The sequence below is a fragment of the Candidatus Protofrankia datiscae genome (genome assembly GCF_000177615.2).
Classification (GTDB): domain Bacteria; phylum Actinomycetota; class Actinomycetes; order Frankiales; family Frankiaceae; genus Protofrankia; species Protofrankia coriariae.
On sequence record NC_015656.1, the window covers coordinates 1,043,025 to 1,067,836 of the forward strand.

Annotated in this window: 15 protein-coding genes and 2 pseudogenes; 9 read left to right on the forward strand and 8 right to left on the reverse strand. The window is 72.6% G+C overall.

What is annotated here, in order from left to right:
* Window positions 1-21 precede the first annotated feature (21 nt).
* On the reverse strand, window positions 22-1,140 hold the full coding sequence (locus FSYMDG_RS04375) for a hemolysin family protein (RefSeq protein ID WP_013872379.1): 1,119 nt from the start codon (window positions 1,138-1,140) through the stop codon (window positions 22-24).
* Entirely contained in the window at window positions 1,137-2,756 is a 1,620-nt protein-coding gene (locus tag FSYMDG_RS22685) for a hemolysin family protein (RefSeq protein WP_013872380.1), read from the reverse strand. The genes FSYMDG_RS04375 and FSYMDG_RS22685 overlap by 4 nt, the downstream gene beginning before the upstream one ends.
* 294 nt (window positions 2,757-3,050) lie before the next feature.
* On the opposite strand from FSYMDG_RS22685, the gene FSYMDG_RS04385 reads away from it, so the two are divergent.
* Together FSYMDG_RS04385 and FSYMDG_RS04390 are read left to right on the forward strand one after the other, a co-directional pair.
* A complete protein-coding gene (locus FSYMDG_RS04385) occupies window positions 3,051-4,058 on the forward strand; it encodes a ParA family protein (RefSeq protein ID WP_013872381.1) in 1,008 nt (335 codons plus the stop codon).
* A complete protein-coding gene (locus FSYMDG_RS04390; protein WP_237702989.1) occupies window positions 4,055-4,441 on the forward strand; it encodes a hypothetical protein in 387 nt (128 codons plus the stop codon). Before FSYMDG_RS04385 ends, FSYMDG_RS04390 begins: the two co-directional genes overlap by 4 nt.
* Before the next feature lie 179 nt (window positions 4,442-4,620).
* Here FSYMDG_RS04390 and FSYMDG_RS04395 read toward each other — a convergent pair whose 3' ends face one another.
* Window positions 4,621-6,558 carry a DEAD/DEAH box helicase gene (locus tag FSYMDG_RS04395; RefSeq protein WP_237703080.1) on the reverse strand — a complete coding sequence of 646 codons (1,938 nt, stop codon included), beginning with the start codon at window positions 6,556-6,558 and terminating at the stop codon, window positions 4,621-4,623.
* A gap of 527 nt (window positions 6,559-7,085) precedes the next feature.
* Between FSYMDG_RS04395 and FSYMDG_RS04400 the strand changes: the two genes are divergently transcribed.
* Complete coding sequence (locus FSYMDG_RS04400; protein ID WP_013872384.1) at window positions 7,086-7,970, forward strand: ferritin-like fold-containing protein; 885 nt, start codon at window positions 7,086-7,088, stop codon at window positions 7,968-7,970.
* Between the two features lie 140 nt (window positions 7,971-8,110).
* Here FSYMDG_RS04400 and FSYMDG_RS04405 read toward each other — a convergent pair whose 3' ends face one another.
* The 3 genes from FSYMDG_RS04405 to FSYMDG_RS04415 form a co-directional block, all read right to left on the reverse strand.
* A complete protein-coding gene (locus FSYMDG_RS04405; protein WP_013872385.1) occupies window positions 8,111-8,338 on the reverse strand; it encodes a DUF3107 domain-containing protein in 228 nt (75 codons plus the stop codon).
* Between the two features lie 198 nt (window positions 8,339-8,536).
* Window positions 8,537-9,232: a TetR/AcrR family transcriptional regulator gene (locus FSYMDG_RS04410; protein ID WP_013872386.1), complete on the reverse strand. Its 696-nt coding sequence runs from the start codon at window positions 9,230-9,232 to the stop codon at window positions 8,537-8,539.
* 511 nt (window positions 9,233-9,743) lie between these two features.
* Window positions 9,744-9,956 carry a hypothetical protein gene (locus tag FSYMDG_RS04415; protein ID WP_013872387.1) on the reverse strand — a complete coding sequence of 71 codons (213 nt, stop codon included), beginning with the start codon at window positions 9,954-9,956 and terminating at the stop codon, window positions 9,744-9,746.
* A 741-nt stretch (window positions 9,957-10,697) separates the two neighbouring features.
* Between FSYMDG_RS04415 and FSYMDG_RS04420 the strand changes: the two genes are divergently transcribed.
* The 3 genes from FSYMDG_RS04420 (at window position 10,698) to FSYMDG_RS04430 (ending at window position 13,641) form a co-directional block, all read left to right on the forward strand.
* Window positions 10,698-11,687: a Ku protein gene (locus FSYMDG_RS04420; protein ID WP_013872388.1), complete on the forward strand. Its 990-nt coding sequence runs from the start codon at window positions 10,698-10,700 to the stop codon at window positions 11,685-11,687.
* 246 nt (window positions 11,688-11,933) lie between these two features.
* Window positions 11,934-13,106: an adenylyltransferase/sulfurtransferase MoeZ gene (gene moeZ / locus FSYMDG_RS04425; RefSeq protein ID WP_013872389.1), complete on the forward strand. Its 1,173-nt coding sequence runs from the start codon at window positions 11,934-11,936 to the stop codon at window positions 13,104-13,106.
* A gap of 94 nt (window positions 13,107-13,200) precedes the next feature.
* Complete coding sequence (locus FSYMDG_RS04430; protein WP_013872390.1) at window positions 13,201-13,641, forward strand: MGMT family protein; 441 nt, start codon at window positions 13,201-13,203, stop codon at window positions 13,639-13,641.
* A gap of 291 nt (window positions 13,642-13,932) precedes the next feature.
* Here the strand turns inward: FSYMDG_RS04430 and FSYMDG_RS04435 are convergent.
* A pseudogene (locus FSYMDG_RS04435) lies at window positions 13,933-15,123 on the reverse strand (RNA-guided endonuclease InsQ/TnpB family protein).
* Between the two features lie 191 nt (window positions 15,124-15,314).
* On the opposite strand from FSYMDG_RS04435, the gene FSYMDG_RS04440 reads away from it, so the two are divergent.
* Both FSYMDG_RS04440 and FSYMDG_RS27925 read left to right on the forward strand, forming a co-directional pair.
* Entirely contained in the window at window positions 15,315-18,803 is a 3,489-nt protein-coding gene (locus FSYMDG_RS04440) for an ATP-dependent helicase (RefSeq protein WP_013872391.1), read from the forward strand.
* Window positions 18,800-22,486, forward strand: coding sequence for an ATP-dependent DNA helicase (locus FSYMDG_RS27925; RefSeq protein WP_013872392.1), 3,687 nt, complete (start codon window positions 18,800-18,802; stop codon window positions 22,484-22,486). Before FSYMDG_RS04440 ends, FSYMDG_RS27925 begins: the two co-directional genes overlap by 4 nt.
* Before the next feature lie 49 nt (window positions 22,487-22,535).
* Here FSYMDG_RS27925 and FSYMDG_RS04450 read toward each other — a convergent pair.
* Window positions 22,536-23,951 (reverse strand): annotated as a pseudogene (locus tag FSYMDG_RS04450) (IS1380 family transposase).
* A 267-nt stretch (window positions 23,952-24,218) separates the two neighbouring features.
* Between FSYMDG_RS04450 and FSYMDG_RS04455 the strand changes: the two are divergent.
* On the forward strand, window positions 24,219-24,800 hold the full coding sequence (locus tag FSYMDG_RS04455; RefSeq protein WP_013872393.1) for a helix-turn-helix domain-containing protein: 582 nt from the start codon (window positions 24,219-24,221) through the stop codon (window positions 24,798-24,800).
* Window positions 24,801-24,812: the final 12 nt, after the last annotated feature.

The following is a 24,812-nucleotide window of genomic DNA, read 5'->3' on the forward strand; positions in this document are numbered from 1 at the left end:
CACCAGGACAGCGGTTTCCACCTACGGCTTCCGCGCCTGTAGGTGGAAACCGCTGTCATAGGGGAGGTTTTCACCTACGCCCGGCCGGTGGCTGGCGTCCTCGATCTCGCCCACGAACTCCTCGACCACGTCCTCGAGAGCGATGACGCCGCGGGTCGTGCCGTTCGGCCCGGGTATCCGGCCGAGGTGGCAGCCGCTGCGCTGCATCAGGCGCAGGACCTCGTCCAGCGGCAGGTCGGCGCGGATCTCGACCATCGGCCGCAGCCTGCGTGGCGGCAGCGGTTCGTCCCGGGCGTCGCCGTGGATACCGATGACGTCCTTGGCGTGCACGAAACCGACGATTACCGGTCCCGGTCCGGCTGGGGCGTCGCCGTCGGCGGCGCGTACCGGGAAGCGGGAGAAGCCGGTCCCGGCGACCAGCCTCTCCAGCTCGGACGCGGTCACCGACCACGGGACGGTCACGATCTCGACAACCGGGATCATGATGGTGCCGGCGGTCCGCTCGGACAGTTCCAGCGCGCCGGTCAGCAACTCGTGCTCGGTGTCCTCCAACAGGCCCTGCTGCCGGGATTCCGCGATCATCACCGCGAGCTGGTCCGGGGTGTAGGCGGTGCTCAGCTCGTCCACCGGATGGACGCGGACGAGCCGGACACACCGGTTGGCGACGGCGTTGAGAAAGACGATCAGCGGGCGGGTCAGGCCGGCGAACCGGAGCAACGGCGGTGCGAGCCAGCGGGCGGCCTTCTCGGGGCCGGCCAGCGCGATGTTCTTCGGCACCATTTCGCCGAGCACGATGTGCAGGCAGACGACGATCAGGAGCGCGAGCGCGAACCCGATCGGGTGATGGAAACCGCTGGGGACGCCGAGCCCGTCCAGACCCCCCTCGATCAGGTGGGCGATCGCGGGCTCGGCCACCGCGCCGAGCCCGAGCGAGCAGATCGTGATGCCGAGCTGGGAAGCCGCGAGCATCAGCGACAGGTTCTCGATCGCGGTGAGGACGCTGCGGGCCTGGTGGTCGCCCTCGGCCGCATACGGTTCCATCTGGTCGCGACGGACCGAGATGACGGCGAACTCGGCGCCGACGAAGAACGCGTTGCCGGCCAGCAGGAAGATCGCGCCGACAAGATAGAGCAGGGTCATCGCCGTGCCCGTCCGGCCGGGCCGTCGGCGCCGACGGCGCTGCGCGGAGCGTGCGGGCCACGCGGGCCGGACGAGTGACCGGAGTGCCCGCTCCGGCGGGTCCGGGCTGGCTGGTCGGGCGGGCGGCCCGCCAGCCGGACACGGCTGACGCGATGATGGTCCATCTCCTCGACGGTGAGCAGTTGGCCTTCGACGTCGACCTGGTCACCCGGCTTGGGAATGCGCCCGAGCCGGTGCAGGACGACGCCGGCGACGGTTTCGTACGGGCCGTCGGGCAGCCGGACACCGGTCAGGTCGGCGACCTCGTCCGGGCGGAGCAGGCCGGACAGCGACCAGCTCCCGTCCGGCCCGGCGGTGGCGTCGGGTCTTTCCGGCGCGTCGTACTCGTCCAGGACATGGCCGACGAGTTCCTCGACGAGGTCCTCCAGGGTGACCAGGCCGGCGGTGCCGCCGTACTCGTCGATGACCACGGCGATCTGGAGGCTGTGCCCGCGCAGGGTGGTGAGCAGATCGTCGCAGCTCAGCGATGCCGGCACCACCACCGGAGCGACCATGAGCCGGCTGACCGGTGTGCTGCCGCGCTCGGCCGGCGGCACACCGAAGGCGTCCTTGACGTGGACGACCCCGACGACGTCGTCGACGTCCCCGGGAACAGCCGTGACGCTCCCCGGGCCCGGCGGCTCGGCGGCCTGGCCTCCGCCGCCGCGGCCGGTGGTGCCGCGATCGGCGCCCGTATCCCTACCGGCACTCGAATCCCTGCGGGCGCCGGTATCGGGCGCGGCGGCACCGGCGGGGCGCAGGACGGGGAAACGGGAGTGGCCTGATTCCCCGGTGACCCGGAGCAGTTCCGTGACGCTGTCGTCGGCGTGCAGCGCGACCACCCGCACCCGCGGCGTCATGACGTCCTGGGCGGCGCGCTCGCGTAGCCGCAGGGATCTGCCCAGCAGACTTGCGGTGTTGCCGGGCAGCGTGCCGTGCTCGGCCGACGAGCGCACCAGCCAGCCGAGCTCGGACGGTGATCTGGCCGATCGCAGTTGGGTCCGCGGCTCGATCCCCAGCGCGCGCAGCAACCGGTTGGCGGATCCGTCGAGAAGCGTGATGATCGGTCGGCAGACGCTGGAGAAGAGCATCTGCGGCCCGGCGACCCACTGGGCCGTGGCCATCGGTGTCGCGACCGCGATGTTCTTCGGGAAGAGCTCGCCGAAGATCATCTGGGTGACTGTCGCGATCAGCAGGGCGGCGGTCACCGCGACGGCATGGCCGACGTCGGCTGGCAGGCCGGTCGCGTTGATCGCCGGTAGCAGCAGGGAGGCGATCGCGGGCTCGGCGATGTAACCGAGTACCAGCGACGTCAGGGTGATTCCCAGCTGCGCGCCGGAAAGCTGGAACGACAGCGACCGGACGGCCCGCAGCACCCGGGCCGCGCGGTGGGAACCGTCCCGCGCCGCCTGCTCGAGCCGGCTGCGGTCGACCGCCACAAAGGCGAATTCGGCGGTCACGAACAGCCCGTTGGCGGCGATGAGGGCGACGACCAGCAGCAGGCCGAGAATGTCACCGATCATTGCGGTGGCGGGGGCCGGCGAAAGCCACCGCGGTGCTCGGACGATCGGGAGCATGCCGCGGACGCCGCTGTCGAGGCCGCCCGGAGCTCCCGCCCGGGCGGTACCGGCGCGCCGCGTGCCATCTCCTCATCCTCACAGACCTCCGCCGTGCCGCCCAGAGGTTTCCCGGGCCGGGGCCCGATGCCCAACCAGGTATGCCGACAGGAAGGCCCACGGCTGATCATGGCCCGATGAATGCGCGTTCTTTTATGATTTGTCCGAAATAGAGATCGAGTTTTTCAGGTATCGGTGATGTTGTTGTGGCGTGGGGTGTTGTGGTTTTGCGCCAACGCTTGGAGACTGATCTGTATGGCTCGCGTCTTCGCCGTCACAAACCAGAAGGGTGGCGTCGCCAAGACGACGTCCGTGGCGAGCCTCGGCGCCGCGCTGAGCGAGTTGGGATGCCGGGTTCTGCTCGTTGACCTCGACCCGCAGGCATGCCTGACGTTCTCCCTGGGCCTGGATCCAGACGTCATCGAGCTGTCCGTGCACGATGTGCTGCTGGGCCGGCTCAGCCCTGGCCTCGTGGTGCGGCGAACCGAGGACGGCCCGGATCTGCTGCCGGCGACCATCGAGCTGGCCGGCTGCGAGGCCGTGCTGTTGTCCCGCACCGGCCGTGAGCACGCGCTACGGCTCGCGCTCGCCGAGATCGACGAGCGCTACGACTTCATCCTGATCGACTGTCCGCCCTCGCTCGGAATCCTGACGATCAACGGGCTGACGGCGGCGGACGAGGTGATCATCCCGTTGCAGTGCGAGACCCTGTCGCATCGCGGTGTCGGGCAACTGCTCGACACCGTCCACGACGTGCAACGTCTGACCAACGCCGAGCTGCGGGTCCGCGGGGTGCTGCCGACCCTGTTCGACGCCCGGACCGCGCACGGCCGCGCCGTCCTGGCGGACGTTTCCGCCCGGTACGCGGTCGCGGTGCTCCAGCCGCCCATCGCGCGGTCGGTCCGGTTCGCCGAGGCGCCGGGTTCCGGACGTTCGATCCTCACGACGGCGAGACGTTCCAGGGGGGCGACGGCATACCGGGCGCATGCCCGGGCGCTGCTGGCGGGCTCCGCCACCGGGGCCGCGTCCGACCCTCGACGAGAGGGCGGCGGCGGGGCCGTGGCCCGAGGGACGGCTGGGAGCACGCCCCGGACGGCGTCCGCGGTGCCGCCGGTACCGGTGCCGGGATCGACGCCACCGGGCGGATCACCGGCTCGCCCGCCGGTGGCGGCCGGCGTGGTGGCGGGCATGACGGCCGGCGCGGTAGTCGGCGCGGCGGCAGCGGCGGCAGCCGGCACGGTGTCCCGGGCCACGAGCCGGTGAGTGCCCGCCGGGAAGCGGCTGCCGCGTCCGCCGGTTTCGACCGGCTACGGCCGCGCAGCGCCGCGCAGCCCCCACCCGCGGCCCACGAGCGCTTTGCCACCCCGGTGACGGTAGGCCGGGACGTCCACGGCAAGCGGGCGCTCTACAGCGGGGGCAGGCCGGGCACACCGGTCACGCCGGTGGCCAGCGGGCTGGATGTGATGTGCTCCCGCTGCGGGCAGACGACCACGCTCCGGCCGCGTGAGGCGGTCGCCCTGTTGATCCCCAGCGTGCATGTGCCGGTGCCACGGTTGCGGCACCGGTCCCTGGTGCGCTGCCCGGCATGCCGGCGGATCGCCTGGGTGCGCATCCGGCTGCGGGTCCACACCTCCGTCGAGCCCTGACAGGTCCGGCCGGGTGGCCGGCGGCGCGCTTCACGTCCGGGCTCCGCGCGTCCGCCGGGTTCTGACGGGACTGACAGGGACGACGGGCTGACCGACCCGACGAACCAGCGATCATGCCGGCTGTTCGGCCTTCCGGAACGCCGGGCTGGCCCGGACCGGGCTGGTCCGGGCCGGGGTCGTCAGGCCGACTCGGCTCGCTGCTCGATCCGGTCGTCCTGCCTGCCGGTGAGGTTCGCCTCCACGGCCGGTGAGCCGACGGGACGGCCGCGATCGTCGCGCCGCCGGTGGCGTCGGCGCCGCCGGGGAGCCGGCCCGGTCACCGCGGCGCCGTCCGCACCGGAGCCCGGAGCGGCAGAATCGTGGTCCACGATGCCCTGGTCCACGATATTGGGCTCCACGATGCCGGGTTCAACGATGTCGGGCTTCACGATGTCGGCAGCCACGATGGAATCCGAGCCGGTGTCCGGCGCCGTCGGATGCAGCGGAGCAGGCTCCAGGAACAGGGCAGCCCTGCTGGCCGCCGGCCGTATCCGCCCGCTGGTCCCGGCCGGCCGCGGTTCGGCCACGGACGGCCCGCCAGCCGGTGCGCCGGGAAGTTCCACGGACGCTGCCGGGGACAGGGCTGGGACCGCGTCGGCCGGGGCTGGACGAGCCGGCCGAGTGGATGCCGGCCGAGTGGATGCCGGCTGTTGCGCGGGCGCGTCCGCGTGAGCCGCCGGCTGCGCGTCGGTGGGCTCGTCGGCGGGGACCACGGTCACCGCCGCCACCGCGGCGCCGCCCCCACGGGTACGGCGCCTGGTCCGGGTCGTGCGGGCGGCGGGGGGCCGACCGGCCGACGGCTCGGCGCGGGTGGCGTCCGGCCGGTCACCGGCCCGGCCTGACCGCCGGCGCTTCGGACGCCCGGTCTCCCCGAGGTCCTCGACCTCCTCGGCGGCGAGCCCGGCCCGGGTACGGGACGCCTGCGGCAGCACCCCGCGGGCGTCCGCGGGGATGGACAGGGCCTCGAACAGGTGCGGGGATGTCGAGTAGGTCTCGACCGGCGTGTCGAAGGGCAGGCCCAGCGCCTGGTTGACCAGGGACCACCGCGGCAGGTCGTCCCAGTCGACGAAGGTCACCGCCACCCCGCTGCCGCCGGCCCGGCCGGTGCGGCCGACGCGGTGCAGGTAGACGTTCTCGTCCTCGGGGCACTGGTAGTTGACCACGTGGGTCACTCCGCCGATGTCGATGCCACGGGCGGCGACGTCGGTGGCGACCAGCACATCGATCTTGCCGGACCGGAACGCCCGCAGCGCCTGCTCCCGCTGGCCCTGGCCGATGTCCCCGTGGACGGCCGCGGCGGCGAAACCACGCCCGGTCAGGTCGTCGGCGACCCGGTCGGCGGTACGGCGGGTCCGGACGAAGACGATGGCCAGCCCTCGGCCCTCGGCCTGCAGGACCCGGGCCAGCACCTCGATCTTGTCCAGCGCGTGCGCGCGGAAGACGTGCTGGCTGATGTCCGGCACCGTGCGGCCCTCGTCGGGGTGCTCCGCGGTGACGTGCACCGGCCGCCGCATGAACCGGCGGGCCAGCGAGATCACCGGCGGCGGCATCGTCGCGGAGAACAGCAGCGTCTGGCGGATGTCCGGAAGCTGGGCGAGGATGCGCTCGACGTCCGGCAGGAAGCCCAGGTCGAGCATTTCGTCGGCCTCGTCGAGGACGAGCATGCGCACCGCCGTCAGCACGAGGGCGTTCTGGCGGGCCAGGTCGAGCAGCCTGCCGGGGGTGCCGACGACGATGTCCACGCCGGCGCGCAAGCTTGCCAGCTGCGGCTCGTAGGCACGGCCGCCGTAGACCGGCAGCACCCGCAGGCCGCGGCCCGAGCCGGCACGGTCGATGTCGGCGGTGACCTGCAGGCACAGCTCGCGGGTGGGAACGACCACGAGCGCCTGCGGCTGCCCGCTGGCGCCCTCGTCACGGCTGGTCGCCTGCTGCGCGAGCGGGATGCCGAAGGCGAGCGTCTTGCCGGTGCCGGTGCGGGCCTGCCCGATGATGTCGGACCCGGCCAGCGCCAGCGGAAGTGTCAGTTCCTGGATGGGGAAGGGGGAAACGATGCCCTTGGCGCGCAGGGCCTCGACGATCTCTTCACGGACGCCGAGGTCGGCGAAACCGGGCGCCGGTGTCGTGGCCGGCGCCGTCGGGGCCCCCGTCTCGCCGGCGTCCGGGTGCCCCGTGGGATCTGTGGGGTCATCGTGTCGGTGTGTTGTGGTTTCGGCTGAAACGGACAGCGGGATACTCCTGGTCTGCTAGAGGGCCGGAGACGGCGCGATCGTCCTTCGTTCGCGCCATCGAGGCCCAGGTCCCCGAGTCGCTATGAGCGGGATCCGACGCTGCACCCGCTCACGACATCTACCGGCGGGGTCCGCTGACCCGGAGTGGGGCGACGCCCGCGCGGGCCGGAAGTGGTCTTGGCAGCTCCCGGCTAATGATAAGGATAACCTGTGGGCTGCTCTCCGAGACATGTTCCGACACGATGACCTTCGGCAGGGTGCTGCGGCCCATTCCGTCAGATGCCGCAAGTGCCTGTGCCGTAAGGTGTCCCGGTCCTGCTTCCGGTCGGTGTATATCGGGGCGGTTCGCCGTGAGGACGAGGCTGAGGTGATCCGATATGACGGACAGTACGGGTACCGGCCGGGTCGGCTTTCCGGCGCCGTCGATCGGCGGGGACGACGCAGGCGGTCAGGCCGGCGGGGCCGGCACGGCACGCGGCCCCGATCCGGAGGGCCGAAAATGGTCCGATCATGATTCGGCCGTACCAGGGGCCCGGGCCCACGGGGTGGCCACCGACGCGCCCGAGTCGCACCGTGACGTTCAGGCCCGTGACGTGCAGGCTCGTGATGCTGTCCGCGCGGGCATACCGGACGTCGCCGTCGTGGATCTGCTGGGACTGCTTGCCTTTGGCGAACTGACCGCGTTCGAGCGGCTGGCCACGGACGCGCGGATGGCTCCCACCCTGACCGACAAGATTGCGCTGGCTGGCATCGCCGCTGCCGAATTCGCGCACTTCGAGGAGGTTCGTGCCCATCTGCTGCGGGTGGGGGTCGACCCGGTGCGGGCCATGGAGCCGTTCGTGTCGCCGCTGACGAACTTCCACAACCTCACCGCGCCTGCCGACTGGCTGGAAAGCCTGGTCAAGGTGTATGTCGGGGACAGCATCGCCGCGGACTTCTACCGCGAGATCGCCACCGTGCTCGATCCCGACGTGCGTGCGCTGGTCCTTGACGTCCTCGCCGACACCGGCCATGCCGCGTTCGCGGTGGGGCGGGTCCGGGCTGCGATCGAGGCCGATCCGACCGTGGCCGGCCGGCTCGCGCTGTGGGCCCGGCGGCTGGTGGGGGAGGCGCTGACCGAGGCACAGCGGGTCGCGGTGGAGCGCAGCGCGCTCGCCGCCCTGCTGAACGGGATAGGCGACCTGACAGCGCTGGCGGAGCTGTTCAACCGGATCACCCTCGCGCACACGGCACGGATGGACGCACTCGGCCTGTCGACCTGAGACAGCCCGGGCCCGGGCCGGGGCCGGGCGGCCGAAACCGACCCGACCCGGCCCGGGTAGCCGGCATCCGACTACCTTTTGTTCCGACTACCTTTTGTATTGTGTCGGGCGTTTCGGGTTACCGGAGGGTGCTGTCGCCGTCAGAGCGCGCCGAAACCGACCCGGCGTGTCTCGGATTCGGCGATCTCGACGTAGGCCAGCTTCCCGATCGGGATGACGACCCGCCGGCCCTTCTCGTCCACGAGCGTGAGCAGCCCCAGATCCGACCTGATCGCGTCGGTGACCGCCTGGGCCACGTCGTCCGGCGACTGGCCGCTCTCAATGATCAGTTCGCGCCCGACGTTCTGGATCCCGATCTTGACCTCCACCAGTGATGACCTCCGTGTTCGTCAGGTGTGCCGTCCAGGTTCCTGGTGACGTCCGGCGGCGGGAGAAGAGCGAGGGTCTCGCCGTCTTCGGCCGGCTAGGTCACCATAGGGCCTACGGCGCGGGGCGTGGGACGCGGCCGGGCCATGTTCGCTGGAGGCGTCAGGGTCGGCTGAAGACCTCAGGGTCCGTTGGAGACGTCAGGGTCCGCTGGAGGCGTCACCGTCGCCGGTGGTTTCCCGGGCCGGTGTCGGGTCGGTGCCGGTGGTGCGGCGCGGATATCCGGCGAGCCCCCGCCAGGCCAGTTCGACCATGGTCGCGACGGCCTGCTCCTTCGAGACCGCCCCGCCGGTGACCAGCCACCAGCGGGCGCCGGTCTCGGCGAGGCCCACCAGCCCGATCGAGAGCAGTTCGGCCTCGGCCGGGCCGACGCCGGTGTCCGCGGCGATGACGTCCGCGATGGCGTTGGCGCACTCGGTGAAACTGTTCTCCACCCGCTTGCGGACGGCGGGTTCGCTGCGTAGGTCGGACTCGAGAACGAGCTGGTAGGCGCCGCTGGGGTCGTCGACGAAGTCGAAGTAGGCCGCGATCGATCGGGCGATTCGGGTGTGGTTGTCGGTAGTGGACGCAAGCGCCCGCTGCACGCTGGAGACGAGGGCGTGGGCCTGCTCGTCCAGCAGCGCCAGGTAGAGCTCGAGCTTTCCGGGAAAGTGCTGGTAGAGGACAGGCTTGCTGACGCCCGCGCGTTCGGCGATCTCGTCCATCGCCGCGGCGTGATAGCCCTGGGCAACGAAAACTTCACGGGCCGCTCCCAGCAGCTGGAAACGGCGAGCGGTGCGCGGCAGCCGGGCGGTCTTGCCTGAACGCGGTTGCGGCGCGGCCGGCTCGGCGCTCACCGGCGCACCTCCTTTGATCGGTCGAGCCTCGGTGCCGGCTCGGCGGCCGCCCGTGCCGGGAGTGGTGCCCGTCCGGATGTCCGGGCTGGGCGTCGCACCCGGCCGGGACCCGACCTGTAGTGCTTTGTCATGTTATGTGAACATAAGATGAGCACTCGGATCTGGGCGGGACCTGAGTACGGGATCCGGGGTACAGGATCTGGGATACAGGATCTGGAACAGGGGATTTGAGCGTCTGTGGATGTGGGTACCAGGCGGGGGTGAACCCGCTGGTGGCTCACCGTACCTTTCCTGCCCGGCCCCGTCCTGACTGATCCCAGCCTGGCTGATTTCCAGGCCCGCCTGAGGAGTCGCGGGCAGGGTGATCATCCTTCTCCCGTGCGGGCGTGCCCGCGCCGGCGGGCCGCACCGAGCGGGCCCGTCGGCGCCGGCGCGTCACCGTTGGATCAGGGGGATATCAGGGGTCCGCGTGAACCGGGGCTCACGCGGGCTCGCCCGGGTCAGGCCCGCTTCACCGGTACTCGTCCTCGTCGACGTCGACGACGATCTGCTGCTCCGCGGCGTCGTACTCGTCGACCTCCAGCGACGACGGCCACGATGCCGTGAGCGGCAGCGAATCGCTCGTCAGGACCTCGCGCGCCTGCTCCGCGGCGTCCGCGTCGGGCACGTCGGGACGGTCGAGAACGTCATGCACGTCGAGCGGAAGATCCGTCGGTGAGGTCATGGCTTTCTCCTGTCAGCGCCTACGGACTGTGATCCTCTGTACTCTTGCGTTGGCCCTACCGCCGTTTTGGAACCTTCCACCTGTGCGCCGGGTGTACCTGCCGAAGTGGCAAAAAGATCGCCGTGTTCTTCGACTCGGTCCGGCACGTCGCCCACCATGAATACCAGCTCATCCGGCCGTGGGCAGGCAACGGCCCGGTCGTGCGGCGACCAGGTTAGAAACGTTCGGTGTGTTAGTGCGTACACAGAGTGTGCAGAGTGCGGAATTGTGTCGCGATCGTCGTGCGGTGGTTCCGGGGTCGGCGTCACCGCGTCAGGTGCTGGACGCGACGGCCGGCTTCGCCGGATGCCGCGGCGGCGCTGGCTGGCCGGCGAGCCGCCTCCTGGCTGGCGGTCCGGCGGGTGGAAGTCGTTCCGGGAGGTCCCCGGGGTGGACCGACGCCCGAGTGCTCCGCCTCGTGGCGCCCGGTGCCTGGGCGCTCTGCCCCGGGTGTGCGTTCGTCCGCGATTCGTTCGTCCGCGATTCGTTCGTCTTTTGTGCTCACACGGCTTCCGTACCCTCCAGCGTTGGGAGACCATTGGGCAAGGAGTGTGTTCGCTGACTGCGGAGCGCGGCCCGCCGGGCCGTACCCGTCAGCGCGGACATCTGATCCGGCGCTGTCGTGATCCGGTGCTGCCACCGCCGCGGTATGCCGGTCGGGACAACCTATGAACATGCTCAAACTCACAGTAAGGGGCGGGCATGCGGTCGATCTGGAAAGGCGCGATCTCCTTCGGTCTCGTCCGGATTCCGGTCCGGCTCTACCCGGCCACCGAGGACCGGGACGTCTCCTTCCACCAGGTCAGGCGGTGGGACGGGTCCCGCATCCGCTACAAGCGGGTCGCGGCGGCGGACGGGGTCGAAGTGCCCTACTCGGAGGTCGCCAAAGGCTACGAGCTGCCGTCCGGGGAGACCGTCGTGCTCACCGACGACGACTTCGCGAACCTGCCGCTGCCCACCTCCCACACGATCGACGTGCTGGAGTTCGTCCCGCTGGCGCAGGTCGACCCGATCTACTACGCCAGGAGCTACTACATCGAGCCCGACCGGGGCGGGGTCAGGTCGTACGTGCTCCTGCGCGACGCGCTCGGCCGCTCCGGCCGGGTCGCGCTCGTCAAGATCGCTCTGCGGCAGCGGGAGCAGCTTGCGACCCTGCGGATACGCGGCGACGTGCTCGTCCTGTCGACGATGGTCTGGCCGGACGAGGTGCGCCGGCCGGACTTCCCGTTCCTGGACGAGGAGGTGAACGTCGGCCCGCAGGAACTGGTCATGGCGCAGACGCTGATCGAGTCGTTGTCCGACGACTTCGACCCGACCCCCTACACCGACGGCTACCGGCAGGCCCTGCAGGCCGTCATCGACGCGAAGGTGTCGGGTAGCGACGTGGTGACCCCGCCGGTCGAGGGCGAGACGGCCACCTCCGCGGACGATCTGGTGGCCGTCCTCGCCGCCAGCGTGGCTCAGGCCCACCGCGACCGGCAGCCCACCGGCGCCGGCCGGGGCACCGGTCCCGCCGCGCCCGCCGCTCGCCCAGCCGTGTCCGGTACGGACGGAGGCGCTACGGACGGGGTCGGCACGGACGGCGCGGGGGTGGACGGCGCCGCCGGCAACGGCAATGGCAACGGCCGGCAGGGTGCACGCAACGGGAAGAGGGCCGGCGGGCCCAGAGCCGGGGCCGCGGGCCGCCGGTAGCGCCACCGCGGGCGAGCCGGACGGCCGGCGTGGCGAGCCCGGAGCATGGTGGGCTCGGGTCGCGGAAGCTTCCGCGCGCTGGCGGCGTTGTCGACATCAGCCCACGATCCAGGTGTGTCGTGCTCACGTCGTCGGCGTCCGGCCGCCGCCGGCGGACCGCCGATGATGGCATGGCGTCCCTGCGAGGATGGGACGACAGGGTAGCCGGACGTACGGATGCCAGCGCTGTAACCGCGAGGAGAGATCGTGTCACTGCCGCCTCTGGTCGAGCCAGCGGCCGACCTGACCATCGACGAGGTCCGCCGGTACTCCCGACATCTGATCATTCCGGATGTCGCCATGGACGGCCAGAAGCGGCTGAAGAACGCGAAGGTGCTCGCCGTCGGCGCCGGCGGGCTCGGCTCGCCGACCCTGCTGTACCTGGCCGCCGCCGGGGTGGGCACGCTCGGCATCGTCGAGTTCGACACCGTGGACGAGTCCAACCTGCAGCGTCAGATCATCCACGGGCAGTCCGACGTGGGGCGGTCCAAGGCGGAGTCGGCCCGGGACGCCATCCGCGAGATCAACCCGCACGTCAACGTCGTCCTGCACGAGACCCGGCTGGACACCTCGAACGTCACGGAGATCTTCAGCCAGTACGACCTGATCGTGGACGGGACGGACAACTTCGCCACCCGCTACCTGGTCAACGACGCGAGCGTGCTGCTCGGCAAGCCGTACGTGTGGGGGTCGATCTACCGGTTCGACGGGCAGGCGAGCGTGTTCTGGGCCGAGCACGGCCCGTGCTACCGCTGCCTCTACCCGGAGCCGCCCCCGCCCGGCATGGTGCCCTCCTGCGCCGAGGGCGGTGTGCTCGGCGTGCTGTGCGCGTCGATCGGGGCGATCCAGGCCACCGAGGCGATCAAGGTGCTGACCGGGATCGGCGAGCCGCTGGTCGGGCGGCTGACGGTCTACGACGCCCTGGAGCTGAGCTACCGCACCATCAGGGTCCGCAAGGACCCGGAGTGCCGGCTGTGCGGCAAGAACCCGACCATCACCGAGCTGATCGACTACGACGCGTTCTGCGGGGTCGTCTCGGACGAGGCCGAGCGGGCCGCCGCCGGCTCGACGATCCTGGCCACCGAGCTCAAGGACTGGCTGGACCGGGGCGAGCCGATCGAGCTGGTCGACGTGCGGGAACCGGCGGAGTGGGAGATCGTGCGCATCCCGGGGGCGCGCCTGATCCCCAAGGGCGAACTGCCGGCGCACCTGTCCGAACTGCCGCAGGACCGCCGGGTCGTCGTCTACTGCAAGAGCGGGGTGCGCTCGGCCGAGGCGCTGGCGACGTTGAAGGGGGCGGGGTTCTCCTCGGCGGTGCACGTCCAGGGCGGGGTGACCGCCTGGGCGAACCAGGTCGACAAGTCCCTGCCCGTCTACTGACCGCTCCGTCCGTCGACCGGTCCGTCGGAGGCGCCCAGGAGCCGGTTGCTCGGAAGCTGGTTGGTCGGAAGCCGATGGGAGGGCGGAGGCCGCAGTGGAGACTCGATGGGCCGGGCGGCGGCATGAGCCGCCGCTGAGCGTGTCCGCGGGGCTGGCCACCCGGATCAGCGTTGGCGGCCGGCCGAGCCCGTACGCGATGACCGTCCTCGAGGCGATCACGCGAATTCCCCGCGGCAAGGTGATGACCTATGGTGATGTCGCCGAATACGTGGGCGCGGGCACCGGCCGGACGGTCGGCGCCGTGCTCAGCCGGCACGGGCACGACGACGACGTGCCCTGGCACCGGGTGATCCGCTCCACCGGCGAGCCGAATCCCACCGCCCCGGTCGAGGCGCTGCGGCGGCTCGCCGCCGACGGCACCGCGCTGCGTCCCGGCGGGGAGCGGGTGGACCTGGCCGTGGCCCGCTGGGACGGCCGGACAGCCGGTGCCGCCGGTACCGCCAGGGCGGCCGGTTCCGCTGGTTCGGCCGGTTGACGGCGCACCCTGGCCGTCCACGTAATCCCGGTGACGGTGCACCAGGCCTGCCGCCCGCTGCCCGCTCCCACCGGGGCTGCCGGGCTTTCCCATCCGCTGCCCGGCCCCGGTGTCAGGGCGGCGGCGGAGGTCGTACGGGTGGTCGGCGGCACCCGGTCCACCGCCGTCCGCCTCATGACCGTGACTGCTGTTTCGCCCGGTTGCGCCAGCGGGACCGGATTTTGTCGGTGGGGCGTGGTGTGCTCTACGCCTTGACGTCCTCCCCCGTGTGAACGCGGGGGATTCCAACTCCTACACACCCGCCAGAGGAGGTGCGGTTCGTTGAGGTTCGCGGTTCACCGGCACGGCCAACGCCATGCCTCCCCGCGCGGTCACGGCCCGTCCGGCCGCGATATTCCTTGCGGCGTTGGTGTCGGCGTTGCTCTCGTGCCCGCAGGCGACGCACACGAACCGAGATTGGCTCTCTCTCGATGCGGCGGCCACCTGCCCGCAGGACGAGCAACGCTGACTGGTATAGGCGGCCGGGATCTTCTCCACCCGGCCGAGGGCTTTCTGTTCCAACCGCTGGACCAGCAGACCCCAGCCGCCCGCAAGAATACCCCGGTTCAGGCCGGCTTTCGCCCGGACGTTTGTCCCGGGCGTGTCGACCGTGCCCCGCGCCGACCGGGTCATCTGCCCGATCTTCAGATCTTCCACGCGGATCACGTCGAACCGGCGGGCGAGATCTGTCGAGGTTTTCTCCACCCAGTCTTTCCGCCGGTCGCCCTCCCGGGCCCGGAGCCGGGCGATCTGGGCCTTGAGTCGGCCGCGGCGGTTCGAGCCGCGTTTCGCCCGGGCGAGCCTGCGTTGCAGCCGGAGCAGCCGTTCAGCCTCCTTGAGTCGCAGGCCGGGGCAGATCAGCAGTTCCCCGGTGGACAGGGCCGCGGACACGGCCACACCCCGGTCGACACCGACGACTTCGCCGGTCCCGGATGCCTCGATGGGTTCGGGTGCGACGGTGAACGCGACATGCCACCGGCCCGCACGATCCCGGGTCACCCGGAACGACTTCGCGTCCGGTACCGGACGCGTGCGACGGAAACGCACCCAGCCGACTTTCGGGACCCGCACCTGCGACCAGCGGCGGTTCACGTGCCGGACATCACCGGGTTTCACCGCGACGATCCGGAAACCCTCGCCCCGGCCGCGTTTCCGGAACGACGGCTTCCGGTGCGAGCCGCGGAAAAAGTTCGCCATGGCCGTGGAGAAGTCCCGCAACGCCTGCTGCTGAACAATGATGCTGCCCTTGGCAAGCCAGTTGAACTCCCGTCGCGCTTCGGTCAACTGCCGGTTCTGCTCGGCATACCCGGGCGCGGGTCCGCGGCGTGGATTCCACCAGGATTGCTGTTCGACCGTGAGATTCTACACGTATCGCGCGTGCCCGCAATGCGACTCCAGAACCGCCACCTGATCGGTGGTCGGGTAGAGCCGGAAGCGGGACATGGAATGATTTTACCGAAGGGATGCCGCTCTGTGGTCACCGGCGAACCGGGGTTTTCCCGCCGGCCGGGATGTTCACCGCCGGTCGCGCTGCACTCAACGCCGGTCCCTGCGGATCGGCTTTCCCTGCCCCGCTCCGCGGGAGACCGGATTCCTCCCCGGCCTGCAGGCCGGGGCATCCTCCGGAGCCTTCGGTGACAGTTTCCCAGGACGCCGCCGGGCCCGGTGGAGCGGCCACGACCGCGGGCGGCCAGGCGGCCTACCGTCTCGTGCGGACTCCTCCGCCGCCGGTGCGGCCGCCTGCCCTCGATGCCGACCAGCGCCGGGTGGTCGACCACGCCGGGGGCCCGCTGCTCGTCCTCGCCGGGCCCGGCACGGGCAAGACGACCACGATCGTCGAGGCGGTGGCCCGGCGGGTGCGCGACGGGCTCGACCCGGCGGCGATCCTCGTGCTCACCTTCAGCCGGCGTGCCGCGCGGGAGCTGCGGGAGCGCATCACCTGGCGGCTGGGGGCCGCGGTCGGTGTCCCGCTTGCCTGGACGTTCCACGCCTGGTGCTACGCGCTGCTGCGGCTGTACCGGCCCGACCCGCTCGGCGTCCCGCCACGGCTGCTGTCCGGGCCCGAGCAGGACGCCCAGCTGCGCGACCTGCTCGCCGGCACGCGGGAGGTCGGCCGCCCCCGGTGGCCGGCGGCCCTGGCGGGCTGCCTGACCACCCGCGGGTTCGCCGAGGAGACGCGCGCGATGCTCGCCCGCGCCCGGGAGGTCGGTCTCGACCCGGACGCGCTGGCCCGGCTGGCCCGTGACACCGGCCGGGCGGACTGGGCGGCGATGGCGACCTTCTACGCCGACTATCTCGACGCTCTCGACCACGTGGGTGCCATCGACTATCCCGAACTGGTGCAGCGGGCGGCCCTCGTCGCCGAAAGCGATGATGTCGGGGCACAGCTGCGTCGCCGCTACCAGGCCGTGTTCGTCGACGAGTACCAGGACACCGATCCGGCGCAGGAACGGCTGCTGCGCGCTGTCGCCGGCGGCGGCGCCGACCTCGTCGTCGTCGGCGATCCGGACCAGTCGATCTACGGCTTCCGGGGGGCGGAGGTCCGTGGCCTGCTGGAGTTCCCGGCTCGTTTCCCCCACGTCGACGGGCGCGCGGCCGACGTCGTCACCCTGCGGCGCTGCCGTCGGCTGGGCCCGGTCGCGCTCGCGGTCAGCCGGGAGGTCGCCCGGCGCATCCCCGCCACCGGCCTGCCCGCCGGGCATCTGCGCGCCCACCGGGAGCTGGTCGCCGCCGGCCCGCCCGTCGCCGAACGGGTGGAGGCACGCACGTACACGACCACCGGCGCCCAGGCCGAGGGCATCGCGGACCTGCTGCGCCGGGAGCATCTGGGCAACGGCACCCCGTGGGAGCGGATGGCGGTCCTGGTCCGCAGCGCGACCCGGTCGATGCTGCTGCTGCGCCGGATGCTCGTCGCAGGTGGGGTGCCGGTCGAGGTGGCCGGCGACGAGCTGCCACCGGCCCGCGACGGCACGGTCGCCCCGCTGCTGCTCGCCCTGCGCTGCGTCGACGGCCCACCGAACGAGCTGACCGCGCAGGCGGCCCACACCCTGCTGACGAGCCCGCTGGGCGGGGCCGACCCGGGCGCGCTGCGGGCGCTGGGCAGGGCGCTGCGCGCGGCCGAGCGGGTGGCGATCGCCGCCGGCGCCGTGGCCACCGCGCGCACGGACGGGGCCGGCCGCCTGGCCGGCCTGCCGGCCGAGTCCGCGGCGCCGGGCGGGCGGGCGGGCGGGCCTGCGATGCCGGCGTCGTCGGCGGAACTGCTCCGGCAGGCGGTCGTGGATCCCGACCGGGCCCTGCTGATGGTGGAGGAACGCCTCGCCGGCCCGGCCCGGCGGCTGGGTGAGCTGCTGCGCTCGGCGCGTGCGGTGCGGGCCGCCGGTGGCACGTCCGAGGACGTCCTGTGGGTGCTGTGGTCCGGCAGCGGCTGGCCGCGGCGGCTGGAACGCGCCTCGGCCGCCGGGGGAGCCGCCGGCCGGGCGGCCGACCGTGACCTCGACGCCGTGGTCGCGCTGTTCGCCGCCGTCGGCCGGTCCAGCGACCGGCACGGGCCGGGTACCGGCATCGGCCCGGTGCTCGACGAGCTGGAACAGCAGCAGATCGCCGGTGACGTGCTCACCGAGCGCCCGGCGCGGCCGGATGTGGTCCGGCTGCTGACCGCCCACCGCAGCAAGGGCCTGGAATGGGACGTGGTGGTCGTCTGCGGTGTCCAGGACGGGGAGTGGCCGGACCTGCGGACCCGCTACTCGCTGCTGGAGGCCGAACGGCTGGAGCGCCCTGAGCTCGGCGGCGTGCGGGAGCCGGTGACCCGGGCCGAACTGCTCGCCGACGAACGCCGGCTGTTCTACGTGGCGCTGACCAGGGCGCGCCGACGTCTCGTCGTCACCGCGGTCGACTCCGCCGAGGACCAGGGGACGAGCCCGAGCCGGTTCTTCCACGAGCTGGCCGAGGCCGAGCGGCTCGGCGTTGTGGTGACGCGGGGGCGTTCCCGGCCGGCGCGTCCGCTCACGCTGCCGTCGGCGGTCGCGGCGCTGCGCCGGGCCGCGGTCGACCCGGAGTCGACACCGGCCATGCGGCAGGCGGCCGCGGCCCGGCTTGCGCGGCTGGCCGCCGCCGTCGACGACGCCGGCCGGCCGCTCGTCCCCGCGGCCCGTCCCGGCCGCTGGTGGGGGCTGGTCGAGGTGACCTCCGGCGAGGTGCCGGTGGTCGCGCCGGACGCCCCCGTCCGGCTGTCGGGGTCGTCGCTGTCGGGGCTCGTGACGTGCCCGACGCGCTGGTTCCTCGAACATGAGGCGCATGCGCAGGGCACCAGCAACGCCGAGATGGGTTTCGGCAAGGTCGTGCACGCGCTGGCCGACGAGGTGGCCACCGGGCGGACCCCGCCCGACCTGGGCGCTCTCGACACCCGGCTGGACCGGGTGTGGCGTCACCTCGGCTATGAGGCGCAGTGGCGCTCCGAGCAGCAGCGCGCGGCGGCGCGCCAGGCCCTGGCCCGGTTCCTGGTGTGGCATGCCGCGGCCCGCGGGCGGCGGCTGGTGGCCAGCGAGGTCCCGTTCTCCTGTGACCTGGCGGTGGGCGGGCGGACGGTCCGGCTGCGCGGCTTCGTCGACCGTATCGAGCTCGACGACGCCGGCCGGGTGCACGTCGTGGACTTCAAGACCGGCCGCACGGCGCCGTCCGGCACGGACGTGGCCCGGCATCCGCAGCTGGGCATCTACCAGCTGGCCGTCCGCGGCGGGGCGGTGGCGTCCGCCGGGCCGGGATCCGGCGCCGAGCCCGGCGGGGCGGAACTGGTACACCTGCGCCTGGACGCCGGGCCGGACCCGGCACCGGACGACCCGCCATCGGATGCCACCGGACCGGACGTCACCGGACCGAATGCCACGAAGGCGGGTGCCGCTGGGGCGGGTGCTACGGATGGGCGGCGGTCGGCTCGGGCGCCGAAGGTGCAGCGGCAGCCTGCCCTGCCGCCGGACGGCCCCACCTGGATGGACGATCTTCTCGTGGACGCCGTCGAGCTCATCGCCGCGGAACGCTTCCCGCCTCGTCCCGGCCCGGACTGCTCGATGTGCGCGTTCCGTCGCTGCTGCCCGGCCCAGGACGACGGACGACAGGTGATCATATGACCGCGAGTGGTGATCGTCTGGCCGTGGGCGCGGCGTCCCGGCCGGCCTGCGGCAGCCCCCGCCCCGGCGAGGGGCCACCGCCCGGTGGCGGCCTGGGCGCCGGAGGTGCTCCGCGTCTCGAGGGCGGCCCCCACGCTGGGGACGGCCCGCCGGCGCCGCTGGTCCCGGAGGACCTGCGTGACCTGCTCGGGGTGCCGTTCACCAGCGAGCAGATCGCCGCGGCGACAGCTCCGCTGGAGCCCGGTGTGATCGTTGCCGGTGCCGGTTCGGGCAAGACGTCGGTGATGGCCGCGCGGGTCGTCTGGCTGGTCGCGACCGGTCAGGTCGCGCCCGGGGACGTGCTCGGCCTCACCTTCACCACCAAGGCCGCGGGCGAGCTGACCGACCGGATCCGCCGGGGTCTGGCGAAGGCGGGCCCGGTCGGCACCGCCGACGGCCCCCGGGGCGTTCCTCCCGGCCAGCGTGAAGCCGGCGTGCCGGCCGCACCGGGCGCGGGCCACGGGGCGTGGGGCGCTCTGCCTGGCCAGCGAGGAGCCGGCCTGATCTCCGGCCCGCGGGAAGGCGATCCGGCCGGCCACCAGGAAGACGGCGCGCCCCAGCCGTCCCCGGGCGGGGACAGCGACGTCGACGGCGAACCGGTCGTGTCCACCTACCACTCGTTCGCGAAACGGCTGATCACGGACCACGCGCTGCGGCTGGGCGTCGAACCGGGATTCCGGCTGCTCGCCGACGCCACCCGCTTCCAGCTCGCCAGCCGGGTGCTGCGCCAGCACCGCGGGCCGGTCGAGGCGTTGACCCGGCCGATGTCGATGCTCACCGGTGATCTGGTCGCGCTCGAGGCGGAGCTCAGCGAGCACCTCGTCGACCCGGACGCCCTCGCCGCCTTCGAGTTGGACCGGCTCGCGGAGCTCGAAGCCGCGATCGCCGCCGGCCGCTGCGCCGCGCGCAACAGAGGCCATGTCGACACCCTCGGCCGGATGGTCATGGCCGCCCGCGCCCGCCGGGAACTCGCCGCCATGGTGGCCGAGTACCGGGCGGCCAAACAGGAGCTGGAGGTCATCGACTTCGGTGACCTGGTGACCCTTGCCGTCCGGCTGGCGGACAGCGTGCCCGAGGTCGGCGCGCTGGAACGCGCCCGGGCCAGGGTCGTGCTCCTGGACGAATATCAGGACACCTCCGTGGCGCAGCGGCGGATGCTCGCAGGCCTGTTCGGCGGCGGCCATCCGGTGACCGCCGTCGGTGACCCCTGCCAGGCGATCTACGGCTGGCGGGGGGCGTCGGTGGCGAACCTCGACGGGTTCCCGGCGCACTTCCGCCGCTGTGACGGCGAGCCGGCGCGGGTGTACGAACTGACGGTCAACCAGCGCAGCGGCGGCCGGCTGCTGAGCCTGGCGAACACGGTCGCGGCGACGCTGCGGGCCCGGCACCGCGTCGCGCGGCTGCGTCCCCGGCCGGACGTCGCCGAGCACGGCACGACGGTGGTGGCGCTGCATCCGACCTGGGCGGGCGAGGTCCGCTGGGTCGCGGCGACGCTGCGGGAGATCGTCGACGCCGGGCGGGCCAGACCGGGGGAGTGCGCGGTGCTGGTACGGGCGCGCTCCGACGTGCCCGCGCTGTACGCGGCCCTGCTGGCGGCGGGGCTGCCGGTGGAGGTCGTCGGGCTCGGCGGCCTGCTGAGCCTGCCGGAGGTCGCCGACGTCATCGCGACCCTGGAGGTGCTCGACGACCCCACCGCCAACGCCGCGCTGGTCCGGCTGCTGACCGGCCCACGGGTACGGCTGGGCCGGCGGGATCTCGCGGCGCTCGGCCGCGCGGCGCGGGCGGCCGTCCGGGTGGGGACGGACCGTGCCGCCGTCCTCGACCAGCCGGCGCCCGGCCCGCAGGCGTCCCGACAGCCGCAAAGCTCCGCCGGTCACGCCGGTCACGCCGGTCACGATGGCGGTGCCGGCTATGGCGACGGTGCCGGTCACGGCGGTCACGGCGGTCACGACGGCGCCCGCCCGCCCGGCCCGGCCGACCCGCTCAGCTCACTCGACCCGCTCGACGAGGCCGTGACCGGAATCGACCCCTGTGACGTGGTCGCGCTCGCCGACGTGCTCGACGATCCCGGGGACGAGGTCTCGCCCGCCGGCCGGGCCCGGCTGCGGATACTCGCCGGGGAACTGCGTCACCTGCGCGCCCACGTCGACGAGCCGCTGCTGGACGTCATCCACCGGGTTGTCGAGGTCACCGGGCTGGACGTGGAGCTGGCCGCAAGCCCCGAGGCGGTCACGGCCCACCGCCGGGACAACATCGCCGCCTTCGTCGACGTCGTGGCGAACTTCGAGGGCCTGGACAACGACTCGGTGCACTCCTTCCTGGCCTTCCTGCGGGCCGCGCGGGAGCACGAGCGCGGTCTGGACGCGACCAGCCCGTCCGGCGCGGACGCCGTCCAGCTCATGACCGTCCACAAGTCCAAGGGGCTGGAGTGGGAGGTCGTGGCCGTGCCGAACCTCAGCCGCAAGGTCTTCCCCGTCACGACGGTCCGGTCGAAGTGGACCACGGTGGCCTCCGTGCTCCCGACACCGCTGCGCGGGGACGCCGACGACCTGCCGGCGCTGCGCGGCCATGACAAGGCCGCGCTCGCCGACTTCACCGCGGAGTGCGACGCCTACCTGGAGCGGGAGGAGCGTCGGCTCGGCTATGTCGCGTTCACCCGGGCGAAGTCGCTGCTGCTCGGCAGCGGCCACTGGTGGGGGTCGTCGCAGCGCCGGCCCCGCGGGCCGTCGGCGTTCCTCGACGAACTCCACGATCATGCCCGTGCCGGTGGCGGCCGGGTCGCGCTGTGGGCGCCCCCGCCGTCCGAGGGCGAGACGAATCCACAGCTTGCGGGCATGGACGACCTGGACTGGCCGCTGCCCTACGAACCGGTCGCCTTTGCCCGCCGGCAGGCCGTCGCGCGGGAGGTCAGCGGGTACCTGGCCGCGCTCACCGCCAGCCGTCCGCTTCCCGACGACGACCACGAGCGGATGACCCCGGCGGAACGGCAGATGCTCACCGAGCTGGACGCCGACGTCGAACTGCTGCTGGCCGAGGCCCGCCGGGCCCGGCGGGTCGTCCGCGAGGTGGAGCTGCCCCGCGCGCTCACCGCCTCCCAGGTGGTGCGGCTGCGGGCCGACCCGGCGGGGCTGGCCCGTGATCTCGCCCGTCCGATGCCGCGGCAGCCGGTGCCGCAGGCCCGCCGGGGCACGGCGTTCCACTCCTGGGTGGAGGGGATGTTCGAGCAGACCCCGCTGATCGACCTCGACGACCTGCCGGGGGCGGCGGACGAGGGCGTCGACGACGCCGATGCCGCGGATGCCGCGGTGCTGCGGGAGGCGTTCCTGGCCAGCCCGTACGGCCAGCGCAGCCCGTTCGCGGTGGAGGCACCGTTCGAGCTGCTGATCGGCGGCCGGGCGGTCCGGGGCCGCATCGACGCGGTGTACGACCTCGGCGACGGCCGGTGGGAGGTGGTCGACTGGAAGACCGGTCGCCGGCAGGCGGACGCGGTGCAGCTCGCGGTCTACCGGCTGGCGTGGGCGCGGCTGCGCGGCGTCGCGCTGGACGCGGTGGACGCGGCGTTCCTGTATGTCCGCTCCGGCGAGGTCGTCCGCCCGAAGCTGCTCTCCGAGCCCGAACTCGAAGCCCTCCTCACCCCACCATGACCGGCCGCCCACCTCCCGGCCCTCGTGCCCGCCGGCTCAGGGTTGCTGTTCAAACACCCCCATGGCGCTGATGAACCGCCCCGGGGTCGGGCAGCGTGCGCAGGGTGGTCAGCGCCTGGACGGCCGGCTGCGTCCACGGGTGGTGGGCGCCAGGTGCGGCACGGCCCTGCGGGCGTGGCGGGCGAGCCGTCCGGCGATGGTGAACAGCCTGTGCCGCAGGTGTTTGGGTTCCCACCGGCGGGCGGTGTGGTCGGGCAGAGCGAGTAGCTGGGTCCAGGCGAGCAGGTCGCAGGCCAACGCGACGATCGCGCACCAGATCTGGTTCTGGGTGAAATCGTGCAGGGGCAGATTGCGCAGGCCGGTGTCCTTCGCGCCGCGGATGCGGTCCTCACAGCGGGCCCGGCGGCGGTGGCGGAGTTCGAGGTCGGCGAGCTGCCCACGCACGCTGTTCGTCGCGAACGCGGTGCACCGGTTGCCGTCGGGGTCGGTGATGCGCAGTTGGGCGCCGGGGTGCGGGCGTTCCTTACCGACGATCACTCGCATGCCCGCGGGTCAGCCGGACAGGTCCATCAGGCCGGTCAGTTCGGCCACTCACGCGCCGGGGCGGGGCTGGCCGTCAGCGTCGTAGGCGTGGCGTCCACGCCCGGGCCAGCACCGTGGCGATCAGGTCGGCGGCGTTGCCGGGCAGGGTGAAGCCGACCGAGTAGGACAACCAGCGGCGGTGCAGCCAGCCGACGAAGGCATGCGTGCCGCCGCCGCTGTCGGTCCGGACCAGCACCGCCCTGCTCCGCCGAAGCCGGCGGGGTAGCTGCACCAGCGCGGCAGCAGCGACCGTGATGTGGTCGCTCGCAGTGTTCGAGCCGGCGTTGTCCGGCCGCAGCAGCACGGCCAGCGGCTCACCCGAACCGGCGGCGCCGTGGTCGGCGAACGCCCACAGCGGGTGGAAACCGAATCCCTTCTTCCACGTCCGGTCGGCGTTCTCCTTCTCCGAGTGGGCGGTGACCAGCGTGGCGTCCAGGTCCACCACCAGCGGAGCGTCCGCCGACACCCCGGTATGAGGAGCGTGGCTGCCGGCGAGCTCCCAGACTCGGGAACGCGCGGCCGCCCGCGCGGTATCGATCGCTTGCAACGCCGTGTCGGCGTCGGCGGCCAGCCGGTCGATCAGCCGGGACACCGTCGGGTCCGAGGCCACCGGCCCGAACATCCCCGGTTCGGCGCGCAGCAGCGACACGTCGGCCAGGCGGTCCCCGCCCAGCGCCAGTGACAGCGCCACGTCCAGCAGCGCCTTGCCCGGGTCGTGCACCGCCCGGCCCGGCCGCCACGGCGACAGCGCCGCTGACAGCGTCCGGCCCAGCCCGCTGGCCCGGACGGCCTCGGTCAGCAGGACCCCGCCGCCGTGAGACACGACTCCCCGACCGGCGGCGTCCACGTGGATGGACGGGTAGACATCGGTAGTCTTCACCACGAGGGTGCTCCTCGGTCTGGGACGGACAAGGCCTCGATAACCTCAATCCTCCCAGGTCAGGAGCACCTTTCTCATGTCCGACACACCCTCAAACGATCACCGGTGAAAGTCTGAGGCTAACCCGGCCGGGTTGCCGTCGGCGACGATGGCCGGTCATGTCAGCACCCGGTGGCAGGAGTTACCCGATTGTGGGTGTCGCGTCCCGTCACTGACTGGCGACAGGACGACAGCGGACTGGTCGGCGTGTAGGCGTATACGCTTACGTTCATGGTGGTGGCTGACCTGGTACGCGGCGTCCGAGTCGATGCGGGGCTGTCCGTGCGGGCCCTCGCCGATGCGGCGGGGGTGGCGGCCAGTACCGTCCACCGGATCGAGCGGGGCGAGTTGCAGCCCACCGTGGACACGTTGCGACGCATCGTCGAAGCCGCTGGAATGCGCCTTCACATCGACGCCCACCCCGACTATTCGGCCAGCATGGTCGGCCTGGCACGGTCGATCGTGAGTGATATCCCCGCTGGAGACCGCACGGAGCCGGTCCGCAAGGCTGCGGAACTGGCTCATCGGTTCCGCGGCGCGGACCCGGACATCCGTCGTCGAATGATCACCGCGACGCCGCCGGCGACCGGGGACCAACGATGGGACGCCTTCCTGGCCGCCCTCGCCGAGTGGCTGGCGGTCCAGAAGGACCTGTCCGTTCCCGCATGGGCCCATCACGACAGCCGCTATCTGCGCCGTGGCTGGTGGGTGACGTCGATGCCGTCGATGCGGGCCTGGGAGTACGCCGGCAGCCCGGTTTCGTTCCAGAGCCATGGTGTGTACCTGCACCGCGACTCCCTCACGAACATATGAGTCAGCTGGCTC